Consider the following 15352-nt stretch of genomic DNA (forward strand, 5'->3'; position numbering starts at 1 on the left):
CCAAGACGTGCGGGCCCCGGTTATGGTCACCAGGCTCGCCACAGTCCGGGTGATATGGGGTCTCGGCTTTGGGGCGCAATGGATAACGCATCAAAGCCTGTGGAAGCGGTGGACGGCAACTCCGTTTTTGCCCTTATCGACCGCCACCGGATCGCCCGATCAGAACGGCATCTTGAAGCCGGGTGGCAGGCCCAAGCCCTGCTGCGCCTTGGCCATCTCCTCACCGGCGACCGAATCCGCCTTGACCCGCGCATCGTTGTACGCCGCGGCGACGAGGTCTTCGAGCATCTGCTTTTCGGAAATCTGCATCAGGCTGTCGTCGATCGAAACGCCGATCACCCGGCCCTTGGCCGAACAGCGGATCTTGACCAGCCCGCCGCCGGACAGCCCTTCGACTTCCAGCTTGTCGAGCTTGCCCTGGGTCTCGTTCATCTGCTTCTGAATGGTCTCGGCAGCCTGCTGGGCGGCCTGGATCATCTCTTCCATCGACTTCATCTTCATTGTCTCCAGTTGCGGCGAGCGCCCCCGCCGACAGCGGCGGCACGCTCATCCTCGATCAGTTCGGCCTCGGGAAAGGCCTCCAGCGCAGCCTTGACCAGCGGCGCGGCTCGCACTGCGTCGACTTCGGCGGCCTTGCGCGCATCGTCGCGCTCCACCAGCGTCGGCGCACCTTCGGCGGCGACCCGTTCGACCTGCCAGCGCTCACCGGTAGCGTGGTTGAGCCCGTCGCGCAGCAGCGGCGATATGTCTTCGCGAAAGGCCGGCGGCTGGGCGAAGCGCAGCAGCCCCGGTTCCAGTTCCACCACCCGCACCTGCATCCGCATGGTGGTGCCGATGGTCATCGCCGAAGGGTGGCCGGAGTGCTCGACATCGACAACGAGCTGTTCCCAATCGAGCCGGCGGGCCATCGCCACGGGCTGCCCGCCCGCCCCGCCACCCGGCGCGGGCCCGGCCAAGGCGGCGCTCGCGGCAAGATCTTGCAGCTTCTTCACCAGCGCGCCGGGATCGGGCATGTCGCTGGCGTGCATGATCCGCAGCAGCGCCATCTGTGCCGCCACCAGCGGATCGGGCGCGGACTTCACCTCTTCGAAACCCTTCAGCAGAAGCTGCCACAGGCGGTGGACCTGCCCGGCGGACATCGCCTTGGCCCATCCTTCGATCGCCGCCCGCTCCTCAGAGGATGCGGCATCAGGCAGTTCGCCGGCCACTTGCGCCACGGCGATGCGGTGGGCCAGTTCCATCTGCCCGCGCATGATCGCCACCGGCTCCACCCCCAGCGCGAACTGCTGCGCGACGAGTTCCAGCAGCACCGCCCCCTCTCCCGCCAGCACGGCATCGAGCAGCCGGCGCTGCGCGCCTTTGTCCGACAGGCCGAGCATGTCGCGCACCGTCTCGGCGCTGACCCGCGCGCCGTCGTGGCCGGCGTCAAGATCGGCGTGGGCAATCGCCTGATCCAGGATCGACAGACCATCGCGCACCGACCCTTCGGCGGCGGCGGCCACCATCGCCAGCGCCTCGGCATCGGCGGCCACGCCCTCGGCGGTGCAGACCCGGGCGAAATGTTCGGCCAGCATCGGCGCGGGGATGCGCCGCAGATCGAACCGCTGGCAGCGCGACAGGACGGTGACCGGCAGCTTGTCCACCTCGGTCGTCGCGAAGAGGAACTTCACATGCGCCGGCGGTTCCTCAAGAGTCTTGAGCAAGGCATTGAAGGCATTGCGCGAAAGCATGTGCACTTCGTCGATGATGTAGATCTTGTAGCGCGCCGAAACGGCGGCATAGCGCACCGCCTCGATGATCTCGCGCACGTCGTCGACGCCGGTGTGGCTGGCGGCGTCCATCTCGATCACGTCGATGTGCCGGCCCTCGGCGATGGCGACGCAAGGCTCGCAGTGTCCGCAAGGATCGATCGTCGGCCCGCCCTTGCCATCGGCACCGATGCAGTTGAGCGCCTTGGCGATCAGCCGCGCGGTGCTGGTCTTGCCGACCCCGCGCACCCCGGTCATCAGGAAGGCATGGGCCAGCCGCTCGCGCCGGATCGCGTTGGCCAGCGTGGTGACCATCGCTTCCTGGCCGATCAGCTCGGCGAAAGTCTGCGGGCGATACTTGCGGGCCAGCACGCGATAGGGCTGCGCTGCGGGGGCAGCGGCAGGCCGTGCGGATGCGGGCGGAGTCAGATCGACCGGCGCGCGTTCTTCGACGACTTTCGCAGGGGGCGCTGGCTCGGCCGTACCGAACATGCTGCCCTGCCCCGCCGCTTCCATCTCCGCCGCCGCAGGGCGAACTTCCGCCGGAGCGGGCTCGCCGAACATCGAGGCCTGGCCGGCAGCCTCAAGCTCGGCGGCGCTGGCCTTGTCTTCCGGCTTGTCCTCATCCTCGTTCCAGGGTGGGGTATCGCCGAACATGTCTGGGGAATCGCTCATCTGGGCGGCAATTTAGGGGCTGGTTGCCGGCTTGTCAGGGAAAAAGGCTCCACAGGCCCGACTTGCCGCGTGCTTGGCTGATCGGCTTGGCAAAACCGGGCGAGGACGCTTTTGTGGAGGGGTAAAAAGGAGCCGGCCGACCCGCCGCAACCCGTTGTGGCTGCTTCCTTCCGGACCTGACCAGGTTGGCGGACGCAAACGTCCGACCGACTCCCGGCGGCGCATATGGCGGCACTTCGGGCCCAAAGCAAGCCCGTTGAGAATTTACCGGAAGTTGTCGGCGTAAGCCTGAAGCTTGAGGCGGCGCGGCGGAGTGCCGTGCACTTCGGTCTCGATGCCGTAGCGATCGGCATAGGCCTTCGCTTCATCAACGGTCGGGAACTTGAGCACCACCTGCTGCTGGGTGTCGCCGGAACCGGCCCAGCCCATCAGCGGATCGGGCCGCTTCGCCTCGGCCGGCGCGAATTCAAGGATCCACTGACCGAGCAGCGCCTTACCGGACTGCATGGCGTTCTTCGGGCGCTGATAGATGCGTGCACTCATGAGCCAGCGCTTTGCCCCCGAATCACGCCCAAAAGCAAGCGGGAATCACTTGGCCCGCGTCGCCTCGAAGGCGTTGCGCGTCTTGAGGCTCGGCGCTTCCTTCCATGGCTCGTCCGGCCAGCGATGGCGCGGGTAGCGGCCCTTCATGTCCTTCGCCACATCGCGCCACGAACCGCGCCAGAACCCCGGCAGATCGCGGGTCGACTGGATCGGTCGCCCGGCCGGCGATGTCAGCTTGAGCAGCAGCGGCTGGGCGGGCTGCCCGAAACCGGGGTGCGTATCCAGCCCGAACAGTGCCTGCACCCGCAGTTCGACGGAGGGGCCGCCCTCATCCTCGTAATCGATCGGGTGGCTGGTTCCGGCCGGGCTGCGGAACTCTGCCGGGGCCAGCCGATCCATCCGCTGCCCCTCGTCCCAGCCGATGCGGTTGCGCAAGGCTTCGGTCAGCCGCCCCGGATCGATGGCGTCCAGCCGCCGTTCGACCAGCGGCCCGAGCCAATCCTCCAGATCGCCCAGCAGCGCTGCCTCACCCAGCGCGTCGATCCCGGCATAGCGCGCCCGGCGCAGTAGAGCGTGCGCGCCCTTGCCGAACGGCACGATTTCCAGACCCTTTTCACGCACGCGCCCCAGCAGGAAGGCGCGGATCGCGTCGCGGTCAGGCGCGGGATCTGGCCCGCTGGCCAGCGTGATCGCCCCCAGCCGCCGCTCCAGCCGCGCTTCCACGCGCCCGTCCTCATCATTCCAGCGCAGTACGGACCGGCGATCCATGCGATCGCCCAGCCAGCGCTCGACGTCCTCGCTTTCCAGCGGCAGGCCGGAAAGAATGCGCGCGCCGCGTGCCGCCCCTTGCGCATCGCCGATCACCAGCCATTCCCGCGCGGCCAGCGGCGAGGCCGGATCGAGCAGGTAGCCCCGGCCCCCGGCGCTCAGCCAGTTTTCACCGCCGGGATCGCGACGGCGGGCGATCATGTCCGGTCGCCCCAGCGCGAGCAGCACTCCCTCCGGCACCCCCGGTGACGGTGCGGACGGCGCGCCGGTGAGCTTCGCCGCCCGCCGCGCCCAGCCGTCTGCCAGCTTGCGCGCTGCCTGGGCGCGGGCCGAACGATCGGCGTTCCAGCGCGCCAGCCGCTGGCCCAGATCGTCGCCCCGGCCGCCCAGTCCGCGCTCCTGCAACAGCAGCGCCAGCCGCGCCGCCGTCGTCCCTTCGCCCAGCGCGGTCGCGCGCAGGATCATCGCCGCCTGCGCCGGGTCCATCGGCAGGCTGGCCACCTGCCGGCCGAACGCGGTGATGCGGCCGCCGTCATCCAGCGCCCCCAGCGCGGCAAGGCCGCTACGCGCCGCCGCCATCGCCGCGGCGGGCGGCACATCGAGCCAGGCCATCGCCTGCGGGTCTGCCGTGCCCCACAGGGCGAGCGAAAGCGCCAGCGGGGCCAGATCGCTGGTTTCGATTTCCGGGGCGTCAAACGCCGGGCGGCCGGGGTGCGCGGCCTCTTCCCACAGGCGATAGGCCGTGCCCGGCCCCTGCCGCGCCGCCCGCCCGGCGCGCTGGGCCGCTGCGGCCTGACTGGCGCGGTGCGTGACCAGCCGGGTGACGCCGGCCGCCTTGTCGAATTCCACCCGGCGCGACAGCCCGCAATCGACCACCACGCTCACGCCATCCAATGTCAGTGATGTCTCGGCAATGGCGGTGGCGAGGACCACCCGGCGGCGTCCCTCGGGATCGCGACGGATCGCGGCGCGCTGCGCCGTCGGCTCGCACTGGCCGTGCAGCGGCAGGACCAGCGCGCCCGGCAAGGCATCGGCCAGCAGTTCGGCCGTGCGCTCGATCTCGCGCACGCCGGGCAGGAACGCCAGCACATCGCCGGTCTGCTCGCGCCAGGCGGTCTGGATGGCACGGCTCATCGCCGGTTCGATCCGCTGTTCGGTGCCGGCACCCAGCCAGCGGATCGCCAATGGCCAGGCCTTGCCCTCGCTCTCGATCACCGGGGTATCGGCCCCCAGCAGCCGCGCGAACCGCGTGCCGTCGATCGTCGCCGACATCACCAGCAGCCGCAGATCGTCGCGCAGGACGGCGCGCGTTTCGATCGCCAGCGCCAGTCCCAGATCGCTGTCGAGATGCCGCTCGTGCGCCTCGTCGAACAGCACCGCCGACACCCCGGCCAGTTCCGGATCAGCGAGGATGGTGGCGACGAAGATTGCCTCGGTCATCACCAGCACCCGCGTGCGGGCCGAGCGGCGGGCATCGAGCCGGGTGACATAGCCGATGGTGTCGCCCGGCTCCTCGCCCAGCGTGGCCGCCATCCGCTCGGCCGCAGCGCGCGCGGCCACGCGGCGGGGGGACAGCACGATGACCATCCCGGAACACCAGTCGCTGCCAAGCAGCGCGGGGGCCACCGCCGTCGTCTTGCCGGCCCCCGGCGGCGCGATCAGCACCGCCGCCCCCTGCCGGTCCAGCGCACGCAGCAGCGGCGGCAGCACCGCGTGGATGGGAAGTTGCGACATCGATGGCCCCATAGTCTTTCCCGGCCCGGCGGAAAAGCCGCCACCGTAGCGACCCGCTTCATGACTTGGCGACCGCGTCCACTCTTCATCAAGATTTGGCCGCTATTACAGCCCCCGGAGACGAATGAATTGAACGACGGGGAAATCAACGCGATCAATCGCCTGCCCATCGGCCAGCATCCGCTGCCGATCGCGCAGTATTTGCGGCTGCGCGATCATGTTCCCCCGCTTTACGGCCTGCTATGCATCAACGCGGCGATTCTGGCCTATACCCATCGCGATCTTGCTCCCGTCGGCCTGACGCTCGGGGTGCCGCTGGTCCTCGCGATCCTGTGCGCGGCGCGCATCGTCGCCTGGCTGCGCCCTGTCGCGCCCGAAGCGCTGACCGTCGAGATCGCCCGCACCCGCTTGCGCCGCACCATCGGCTTGGCCTTCCTGCTGTCGGTTTCGTTCGTGAGCTGGGCGATGCTTCTCGATCGCTACGGCGACGCTTACGAGCACGGCCACGTCGCGATCTTCATCGCGGTGACGCTGCTCGGCTGCATCTTCTGCCTGTCCTACCTGCCGACGGCTGCCATCACTGCTTGCGTCACCGTCATCGGTGCCTACATGGTCCACTGCATCATCTCGGGCAGCGAAGTGATGATCGCCATCGCGGTGAACATCGCGCTGGTGGCGATGATGATGGTCAAAATCCTGCGCAATTCCTACGCCGGCTTCGTCAATCTCGAAGTGACGCAACGCGAACTGATGGGCGAACGCCGCCAGGCGCAGGCGCTGGGCGAGGAGAACGCCCGCCTTGCCCAGACCGACGCGCTGACCAGCCTGCCCAACCGCCGTTTCTTCTTTGCGATGCTCGAAGGGCTGTTGCAGAAATCGCCGCGCGCTGAACAGTTCTGCGTCGGCCTCATCGACCTCGACCGGTTCAAGCCGATCAACGATACGCATGGCCACGCCTGCGGCGACCAGTTGCTCAGGACCATCGGCCAGCGCATGCTCGATTGCTGCCCCGAAAACGCCGTCGTCGCGCGGCTGGGCGGCGATGAGTTCGGCCTGATCGTGCTGGGCGGCCCGCAGGAGGCCGAAGCCGTGGCCCAGGCTCTGTGCGACGTCATCCGCCAGCCGGCCCGGCTGGGCGATGTCACGGTGTCGGTCGGCTGTTCGGCCGGGCTTTCGGTTCACCCGGACACCGGCACCACCGCCAACCTGCTGTTCGACCGCGCCGATTTCGCGCTTTACCACGCCAAGAATCACAAGCGCGGCCAGTGCGTGCGGTTTTCGAGCGAGCTGGAAGGGCTGATCCGCAGCGAACAGGCGCTCGACGCGGCGCTGCAGGCAGCCGATATCGAGACCGAGCTGACGCTCGCCTACCAGCCGATCGTTTCCATCCAGACGCTGGAAACGGTGGGGATGGAGTGCCTGGCGCGGTGGAATTCGCCAAGGCTGGGCGTCGTGTCTCCAGAGGCGCTGATCGCCACCGCCGAACGCATCGGCCGCTCGCGCGAGGTGACGCTGGCGTTGTTCGACAAGGCGCTGGTGGCGCTGGCCGCCCTGCCCGCGCCGCTGCGCGCTACGTTCAACCTTTCGGGCACCGATCTGGGCGACGAGGAAACCATCTCCGCGCTGCTCCAGCGCATCACCGCATCGGGGCTCGATCCGCGCCGGCTGCTGTTCGAAATCACCGAAAGCTCGCTGATTGCCGAGATCGATCTGGCCTGCGCGGCGCTGGGTCGCCTCCGCGCGACCGGCGTGCGGATCGCGCTGGACGATTTCGGCACCGGCTATTCCAGCCTGTCCTCGCTCCACCAGTTGCCGCTCGACATGGTCAAGATCGACCGCAGCTTTGCCCAGCGACTGGATGACGCGGCCGGGCGGCGGCTGATTACCGCCATCCGCAACCTGGTCCGTTCATTGTCGCTTGATTGCGTGATCGAGGGGATCGAAACCGAAAGCCAGCTCTTCGGCGCAAGACTGGCCGGGTTCACGCTGGCGCAGGGCTATTTCATCGCCCGGCCGATGCCGCTGGCCGCCGTGCTGGACCTTGATCTGGGCTCCGAACCCTCCGTCTGGACGGCCGCCTGATCAGCCGTCCCCGGCCGCACCCTTGCTGCCGTATTCGATGCGGATGCGCACCCAACTGCCGATCTGCTGCTTGCCGTTGACCCGGGGCGGGATCACCTGGAACTGCCAGGCGGCGTTGAGCACCGCGCGGGCAAAGCCCGATCCGCGCGGCGATTCATCCAGTATCTGGCAGTTCTCTACCTTGTAGTGTTCGATCGTCTGGCAGGCGATCATGCCCCAGCCATACTGCGGCGAGCTGGGCGGCAGATAGCCCCCCAGTTGGGCGTCGGTCGGGCGACGGAACCAGTCGGCATTGTACAGGATCGCCCCACCCGGTCCTTCGCCGGGGCCATAAGTGCCCTTGGCATTGCCGCCCGCCACCGCGCCGCCGCCGGCGCTGGGCTTCATCGCGCCGATATCGGCCGCCGCGAAATCGCGCGAGGACATCTTGAGGAACGTGAACGCGGGTTCCTGCGTCTGCTTGGGTTCGGGTGACGGCACCGGAGCACGCGCCACCTCGCGCTGCGGCTTTTGCGTGCGATCGGGGGTGGGCTGGCGCTGGCGGTTCGCGCTGGACGATTGCTGCTTCGCCGCATCGCGATTGCCGGCAGCGACATCGAACGTCGCCAACGGCCGGCTTTCCGGCTGAGGCGGCGAAAGGTTTTGCTGGACGAAAAACGCCAGCAGGCCCGCCAGGACCATGATAAGCGCCGACAACAGCACCGACACCGCGCGCGAAGTGGGCGAGCCGGGGCGATAGCCGCCGCCCTGCTGCCGCTCCGGCAAACCCTCTTCTGTCCGGTCTTCGGGGGAGTCCATGTCGGCCCGCCTTTATAGGGGCCGCCGCCGGGGCACAATCGGCCTGTCAGACGGTGCGACACAATAATACGGCATACGTTGGCGCTCCGTACCGCGTTGCGGCAGACGGTGCGCTCCGGGGCATGACAAACCCCGCCGGCATGGCTAAGGCGGGGTGTGGACTGGCTGGTCCGGCAACGTCTTGGCGATGATGCGCCACGATGTCGCGCCGACCACAGGTGGATCACGCTGCCCCCGCAGCGCGCCGGTGTTCCAATGGAAGGTTTGCTTTCTTGAGCGTTTCGTTACTGGCTTTGCCGCTGCTGGCTGTCTCCGCCCCGCAAGTCCAGACGGTGCCCCCCTGCCCGCCGATCGCGGCACCGGTGGCGGCCGATGTTCCCCCGGCACCAGCGGCCCCGTCGACTGCTGCGCCTGTCGCCGGGCCTGCTCCTGCGCCCGCCGCCCTCGCTGAGGCCGCCGCACCGGCAACCCCGGCCGCCGCAGCCCCGCCGGCCAAGCCCGGCAACGAGATCATCGTTTCGCACCGCGCCCCGTCCGCCGCCGATCCGGTCGAAGCGGTCAATGTCGCCAGCTACAAGGTGGTGACGGCAGTTGACCAGGCGGTGATCGAGCCCGTGGCCCACGGCTATATGAGCTTCGTGCCCGAACCCATCCGCGATGGCCTGCACAATGCGGTCGACAATCTCGACGAGCCGATCGTGTTCCTCAACTTCATGCTCCAGCTCAAGCCGGGCAAGGCGCTGGAAACGGCGGCCCGCTTCGCCATCAATTCCACGCTGGGGCTTGGCGGGCTGTTCGACATCGCCAAGCGCAAGCCGTTCAACCTCCCCCGCCGCTCCAACGGCCTGGCCGATACCCTGGGCTATTACGGCGTCGGCCCCGGCCCGTACCTGTTCCTGCCGCTGATCGGCGCGACAACGCTGCGCGACGTGATCGCCCGCCCGCTCGATCTGTCGGTGGTGCCGTTCATGTTCGGCAAGCCGTTCAACGATCCCAAGTTCGCGCTGGGCAAGGGCATCGTCAGTTCGCTGGACGAGCGGGTGCAGATGGACCCGGCGATCAGGGCAATCCGCGCCAGCAGCGATCCTTATGCGGCGATGCGCAGCTATTACCTGCGCCGCCGCCAGGCCGAGATCGACGTGCTGAAGGGCAAGCGGGCGAACGCCGACGTGCCCTATCTCGAAGTGAAGGCCGCACCTGCCGTTACAACTCCCGGCGCACCGGCCTGCGCAGTCGCTCCGGCAGCGGACTGACATCGATGGCCACACGCCTGCGCCGCGATGCGCATACGGATCGGCTGCCGGATAAGGCACTGGCGCAACCCGCGCTCAGCGCTGTCAGCGATAGCGCACATGCCGATCCGGACGATCTTTCGCACCTGCGCATCGCCTTCATCAGCGGCAACTACAACTGCGTGCGCGATGGAGCCAACCGCGCGCAGAACATGCTGGTCGGCTACCTGCTGGAGCGGGGAGCGGCAGTGCGCATCTATTCGCCCACGATCGATACCCCCGCCTTCGCGCCGACCGGCGATCTGGTCAGCGTGCCGTCTTCGCCACTGCCGTTCGGCCGCAAGGAATACCGCATCGCCCGGCGCCTCCCCCGCGCCACTCGCGACGATATCGCCGCCTTCCGGCCCAGCGTGTTCCATATCTCGCTGCCGCTGTTCCACGGCCGCAGCGCGCTGCGCCTGGCCCGCCGAATGGGCCTGCCCGCCGTGGCCGCCATGCACACCCGGTTCGAAACGTACCCGCGCTATTATGGCCTGCAGATCTTCGAACGCCCGCTGATCGCCGCCCTTTCACGCTTCTATCGCGCCTGCGACGGTGTGGTCGCGCCTTGCGCATCGGCGGCGCGGACGATGGAGGCGATGGGCATGGCGCGCCATGTCGGCATCTGGACGCGCGGCACCGATCACAGCGTCTTCACCCCCGAGCGCCGCGACATGGCATGGCGTCGCGCCCTGGGTCTGGCCGACGATGTGCCGGTGATCGCGTTCCTCGGCCGTCTCGTGCTGGAAAAGGGTCTGGGCCAGTTCGCCGATACGGTCGAACGGCTGCGCGCCGGCGGCCGGAATTTCCGCGTTCTCGTCATCGGCGATGGGCCCGCGCGTGGACTGTTTGCCGAACGGCTGGGCGATCTGGCGGTGTTCACCGGCTATCAGGGCGGTGCCGATCTCGGCCGCGCACTCGCCAGCGCCGACATGCTGCTGAACCCGTCGGATACCGAAGCGTTCGGCAACGTCTCGCTCGAAGCGATGGCCTGCGGCATCCCGGTCGTCGCCGCCGACGCCACCGGCAACAGCGATATCGTGATCGACGGGCAGACCGGCGCACTGGTGCCCACCGGCGACATCGCCGGCTATGCCGCCGCGCTCGCCCGTTATCTCGATGACCCTGTCCTGCGCGCCAACCATGCCGCCGCAGCGATCGACCGGGGCCGCGAATTCACCTGGGACCGGGCCAACGCCGGGATGGTCGCAGCTTACGAAGCCGCCCTAAGTGCGACGCTGATGGCGCGCTGATGCGTCGTCAGTAACGCCGGGCGATCGCGAATTCGACCGCCTCGCACATCGCATTGCGCGCCTCGCCTGCAGGGAAGCCCGCCAGCGCGGCAATCGCCCGCTGGCCATAGACCCGCGCCCGCTCGCGCGTCGCCTCGACACAGCCGTGGCGGTTGATCAGCTCGACTGCCGTGGCCAGGTCCTCGTCCTCGGTGCGGAAACCGGCGATGGCTTCTTCCCAGAACCGCCGCTCGTCCGGCGTGCCGCGCGCATAGGCAAGGATCACCGGCAGGGTCATCTTGCCCTCGCGGAAATCGTCACCCTTGTCCTTGCCCGATTCCTGCGCGTCCGAATCGTAGTCGATGGCGTCATCGGTGAGCTGGAAGGCGATGCCGAGGTTGCGGCCGAAGGCATCGAGCGCCTGCTCCTGCGCCTCGCCCAGTTCGGCAACCACGGCGGCGATACGCGTGGCGGCGGCGAACAGCGCGGCGGTCTTGGCCGAGATGATGTGGAGGTAATGGTCCTCACTCGTCTCGATCTTGCGGCTGGCGACCAACTGGTCGACCTCACCCTCGGCGATGATCCGGCTCGCGGACGAGAGGATCTTGAGCACCTTGAGGCTGCCGTCTTCCACCATCAGTTCGAACGAGCGGCTGAACAGGAAATCGCCGACCAGCACCGTGGCGGGATTGCCGAAGACGATGTTGGCCGCCGCCTTGCCGCGCCTGAGGTCGGAGCCGTCCACCACGTCATCGTGCAGCAGCGTGGCGGTGTGGATGAACTCCACCGCCGCAGCCAGCTTGTGATGACGGGTGCCGAGATAGCCGCACAGTTCGGCAGCCGCCACCGTCAGCATCGGCCGCATGCGTTTGCCCCCGCCCGAAATCAGATGCCCGGCCAGCGCCGGAATCAACGGAATTTCGCTCTGCATCCTGTCAAGGATGACGGCGTTGACGCTGTTCATGCCGGCAGCGGTCAGCGCCAGCATCGGAGCGAGGGAAGGCTGGGACCTGCGGGCGCGCAGGTTAATGACGTCTGCACTCATCGCCACGGCCCTTGCGCGCTGGCGCGCCCCAACGCAAGCGCGAATGCCCGCCTTGACGGCGAAACCGGCGAAACTCGCGACCTGCGGTTCGGCCTAGAACCCGGCGCAAGGTCATGCTAGCGCGGCGGACGATGACCCAGACCGCCACCACCCAAACCCCCGCACCTTCCGCAGATCCGGTCCTGGCCGGCTTCCGGTCGAGCATCGACAACATCGACGCGGCGCTGATCCACATGCTGGCCGAACGGTTCCGCATCACCCAGGCGGTGGGTGCCTACAAGGCGCAAAAGGACCTGCCGGCGTCCGATCCCGGCCGCGAGGAGCGCCAGATCGCCCGGCTGCGCAAGCTGGCCGAGGACGCCCACCTCGACCCCGATTTCGGCGAAAAGTTCCTGCGCTTCATCATCGATGAAGTGATCCGCCATCACGAGCAGGCGAAGAACGCCGGCTGACGCTACCTCAGCGAGCTGCGTACACAAGATACGTAGTTTCTTTACAACGTCGCAAATCTGCGTTCTACCTCCCCCTGACCCGACGATGGGTCGGGAAATTCGGCCATCAGAGCCGCAGGGGAGAGGCAACCCAGATGATCACCGATGCGGATGTGGATTTCCACCCGACCGACCCTGCCGCCCATGACTGGGCGGAAACCAACTATTTCGCGTTCTTCAACGCCGAAGAACGCGTCTTCGGGCATATCCAGGCGCTGTTTCGTCCCAACCTTAGCGTCGTGATGACCGAGGTGCGCCTGTGGCAGGGGCTGGTCGATCGCTCGCACGATGCGCTCTATGTCGCGAACCATCACCACCAGCCCGCCGGCCCGAGCCTGCGCCATTACGCCCTGCCCAGCGGCCTCACCGTCACCGCGCACAGCCCGCGCGACTATCGCGTCGATTATGTCGGCACCGACGATACCGTCATCGGCCTCGATGTGCGCGGGATCATGGAACCGTATGACATCGCCGATCCGGACATGGACCCGGTGACGCGCCGCCAGATGGACGGCGGCTTCGTGCTGGGCGAAGCCTATCGTGGCCACTGGGACATGCACGCCCGCGTGACCGGCACGATCCGTTGCCGGGGCAGGGAAATCCCGGTCGATTGCGTCCAGGTGATGGACCATAGCTGGGGCCCGCGCACCGAGGTGGAGCTGCCCGGAATGATGTGGCTGGGAGCCTATTTTCCGGAGACCGACACCGCCGTCCACGGCTTCTTCCCCGCCGATCCGGTGCACAGCGACCGGCTTGACCTTGCCCATGGCTATATCTGCCGCCAGGGCAAGGTGACCGGACTGGTGTCGGCCACGCTGGTGCTCGACCGGCTGAACTTCCTGCCGATCGCCGGCGAATGGCACGGCGAGGATGCCAACGGCGAAAAGTTCACGCTCTATGGCGCAGCCACGGCCGGCGGCCCCTGGCCGGTCTATCCCAGCGTCGATGTCGGCATCACCCTGATGCGCTGGACCATGGGCGGCGCGGTCGGCCACGGCATGGCGATGGAAAACACCGCGATGGCCTATCGCACCCGGTTCGGCCAGGGCGCGGCCCGCTTCCTCAAGGGAGCCTGATGGTGAGCGGGGGCAAGGCCGTCCAGGCCACGACGATCGCGGCGCTTGCGCTGTGGATCGCCTTCACCGCCATCTCGATCCTGGCTCCGGCCGCGCCGATGGCGCGAACCGCGTCGTTCATGGCAATCGCGATGCTGTTCCTGTTCGCCATCGCGCACAGTATCCGCCGCCTTGGCGCGCGGCGCTCGCTGGTGCTGCTGGTCTCGGGAACGGTGATCGCCAACATCTACGAGAACCTGAGCATTTCGACCGGCTTCCCGTTCGGATTCTACCACCACACCGCCGCTTCCGGGCCGTGGCTGCTGCAAGTGCCGATCATCGTCGGGCCGATCTTCTACAGCTTGTGCTATCTGGCCTGGACGCTGGGCACGATGATCCTGGGCACCGGACCGCGCACCCGCTCTGCCCTGCGGGTGTTCGGACTGCCGGTGATCGGCGCGTTCATAGCCACCGGCTGGGACCTGTGTTCCGACCCCATCGGCGCGACGATCGCGCGCAGTTGGGTCTACGCGCACAGCGGTGCCTATTACGGGGTGCCGCTCAGCAATTATCTCGGCTGGTTCCTGTGCACCTGGACCATCATCCAGGTCTGGACGCTCTATCTCGACAAGGCCCAGGGCGAGGATGCCGGGACCACCGCGCCGCTGTCCTACTGGTACCAGGCATCCGCGCTGTGGACGGCCATGGGGCTGCAGTACCCGCTGCTGCTGCTCGCCAGCCCCGCCTCGCGCACGGTGACCGACACCGGCGGCTGGGCATGGCGCAGCGGCGACATCATCGAGGCGGCCGTAATCATGAGCATTTATACCATGCTCGCCGCCGCCGTGACCGCTACGCTGGCGGTGACAGTGCGGCGGGATGCGACGACGCGGGCGTGACCCCGCGCGTCACCCATTGTCGCCCTTGAGCACCCAGCCGCGCGTCATCACCAGAATGCGCGAGTGCCAGTCGAACAGGTCATCCTGCGCCACTTCCAGCCGGGCGTGATCGGCACTGGTCAGAGCCGCGCGGGCAGAGGTTTCGTCGGCAAAGTGATGGACCAGCATCACATCGCGGCTGGACGAGGTATGCGCGAAGCCTTGCATGCCCGACCCGGCCGAAGCCTCGCGCGCGGTGGTAATGGTGAACCCGCGCAAGGCGGCGCCGAACTGCTCCAGTTCCAGCGTGTAGCGGGCATGCTCCGCCAGCAGCGCCACCCCATCTGTACGGCGCTCCTCGTCGCGAAAACTGGCCAGCGTGAACAGCTTGAACAGGCCACTCACCGGCTGGAACGTGGTGCGCATCCCGCGCACCGAGGTGGGCGCGCCGGCGAACACCCGCTTTTCGTCCGGTGCCACCTCGTGCAACATCACGTCGCGCATGCCGACCCAGGTCTCGAAGCTGGTGTAATAGAGTTCGCCCACCGCATCGAACGCATCGGTCACCCCCGGCAAGCCGACGAGGTTCTCCACCGGGTCATTGTGAATATAGCGCTCGACGTTATTCCAGAACGCCGGAACCGACGCCGCAAAATCGCCATGGGAACGCCACAACCGCTGAAAATCGCGCCGGGAAACGCCCGGCTGCCGCTTCTGCAGATAAGTGGAATGGAACAGCGCCATGCCCGGCATCTCCCGTAATGTTCTTGACCTCAGGGGTTGAACGCGATCCTGCCCGCACTTGCAACTTTTTCCGGCGTTTTGTCGGTTTATCCCACAATTCCGGCGCAACGGCATCTGGCGGGATAAACGCTACCCGGCAGTACCCCAGCCCCCCCGCCGTTCGTTTCAAGCGGGCCTTTGCAAGATCCCTAGTGTGGTGGAACCGAAGTTCGTCTCGCTACGTCACCCCGGGCTTGACCCGGGTGTGGATTCACATCCGAAGTGCAACGGGTTGAAAGTTTCGGCTGG

The 15352-nt window shown here is 67.6% G+C and carries 13 protein-coding genes and 1 other RNA gene; 6 read left to right on the top strand and 8 right to left on the bottom strand.

The window, feature by feature from the left end:
• Positions 1-159: 159 nt before the first annotated feature.
• The 5 genes from IE122_RS15770 to hrpB all read right to left on the bottom strand — a co-directional run bounded on the left by IE122_RS15770 (position 160) and on the right by hrpB (position 5468).
• Positions 160-495, bottom strand: a complete 336-nt coding sequence (locus tag IE122_RS15770; RefSeq protein ID WP_189622228.1) for a YbaB/EbfC family nucleoid-associated protein — start codon at positions 493-495, stop codon at positions 160-162.
• Positions 496-497: 2 nt separating this feature from the next.
• Positions 498-2423 carry a DNA polymerase III subunit gamma/tau gene (locus IE122_RS15775; protein ID WP_189622214.1) on the bottom strand — a complete coding sequence of 642 codons (1926 nt, stop codon included), beginning with the start codon at positions 2421-2423 and terminating at the stop codon, positions 498-500.
• Positions 2424-2545: 122 nt separating this feature from the next.
• Positions 2546-2640, bottom strand: an RNA gene (ffs, locus tag IE122_RS15780) — signal recognition particle sRNA small type.
• Between the two features lie 47 nt (positions 2641-2687).
• On the bottom strand, positions 2688-2966 hold the full coding sequence (locus tag IE122_RS15785; RefSeq protein WP_189622215.1) for an ETC complex I subunit: 279 nt from the start codon (positions 2964-2966) through the stop codon (positions 2688-2690).
• Positions 2967-3011: 45 nt separating this feature from the next.
• Complete coding sequence (gene hrpB / locus IE122_RS15790; RefSeq protein WP_189622216.1) at positions 3012-5468, bottom strand: ATP-dependent helicase HrpB; 2457 nt, start codon at positions 5466-5468, stop codon at positions 3012-3014.
• A gap of 129 nt (positions 5469-5597) precedes the next feature.
• On the opposite strand from hrpB, the gene IE122_RS15795 reads away from it, so the two are divergent.
• Positions 5598-7550, top strand: a complete 1953-nt coding sequence (locus tag IE122_RS15795) for a putative bifunctional diguanylate cyclase/phosphodiesterase (RefSeq protein ID WP_229814265.1) — start codon at positions 5598-5600, stop codon at positions 7548-7550.
• Here the strand turns inward: IE122_RS15795 and IE122_RS15800 are convergent, their stop codons facing one another.
• The gene (locus IE122_RS15800; RefSeq protein WP_189622218.1) at positions 7551-8348 is read right to left on the bottom strand and encodes a hypothetical protein; all 798 of its coding nucleotides are present in this window, start codon (positions 8346-8348) and stop codon (positions 7551-7553) included.
• 272 nt (positions 8349-8620) lie between these two features.
• Here IE122_RS15800 and IE122_RS15805 point away from each other — a divergent pair, with 272 nt between their 5' ends.
• Positions 8621-9601 (top strand): MlaA family lipoprotein, encoded by a 981-nt coding sequence (locus IE122_RS15805; protein WP_189622219.1) that lies wholly within the window; start codon positions 8621-8623, stop codon positions 9599-9601.
• 5 nt (positions 9602-9606) lie between these two features.
• Positions 9607-10872, top strand: coding sequence for a glycosyltransferase family 4 protein (locus tag IE122_RS15810; protein WP_189622220.1), 1266 nt, complete (start codon positions 9607-9609; stop codon positions 10870-10872).
• A gap of 7 nt (positions 10873-10879) precedes the next feature.
• Here the strand turns inward: IE122_RS15810 and IE122_RS15815 are convergent, their stop codons facing one another.
• Positions 10880-11896, bottom strand: coding sequence for a polyprenyl synthetase family protein (locus IE122_RS15815; RefSeq protein WP_189622221.1), 1017 nt, complete (start codon positions 11894-11896; stop codon positions 10880-10882).
• Positions 11897-12027: 131 nt separating this feature from the next.
• Between IE122_RS15815 and IE122_RS15820 the strand changes: the two genes are divergently transcribed.
• The 3 genes from IE122_RS15820 (at position 12028) to IE122_RS15830 (ending at position 14341) form a co-directional block, all read left to right on the top strand.
• Positions 12028-12348 carry a chorismate mutase gene (locus IE122_RS15820; protein WP_229814267.1) on the top strand — a complete coding sequence of 107 codons (321 nt, stop codon included), beginning with the start codon at positions 12028-12030 and terminating at the stop codon, positions 12346-12348.
• Between the two features lie 134 nt (positions 12349-12482).
• Positions 12483-13463 carry a DUF7064 domain-containing protein gene (locus tag IE122_RS15825; RefSeq protein WP_189622223.1) on the top strand — a complete coding sequence of 327 codons (981 nt, stop codon included), beginning with the start codon at positions 12483-12485 and terminating at the stop codon, positions 13461-13463.
• A gap of 2 nt (positions 13464-13465) precedes the next feature.
• Complete coding sequence (locus IE122_RS15830; RefSeq protein ID WP_189622224.1) at positions 13466-14341, top strand: carotenoid biosynthesis protein; 876 nt, start codon at positions 13466-13468, stop codon at positions 14339-14341.
• Between the two features lie 9 nt (positions 14342-14350).
• On the opposite strand, the gene IE122_RS15835 is transcribed toward IE122_RS15830, so the two are convergent.
• Entirely contained in the window at positions 14351-15064 is a 714-nt protein-coding gene (locus IE122_RS15835) for an EthD domain-containing protein (protein ID WP_189622225.1), read from the bottom strand.
• Between the last annotated feature and the right edge of the window lie 288 nt (positions 15065-15352).

It is taken from the genome of Novosphingobium colocasiae (assembly GCF_014652555.1).
GTDB classification, from domain to species: Bacteria; Pseudomonadota; Alphaproteobacteria; order Sphingomonadales; family Sphingomonadaceae; genus Novosphingobium; species Novosphingobium colocasiae.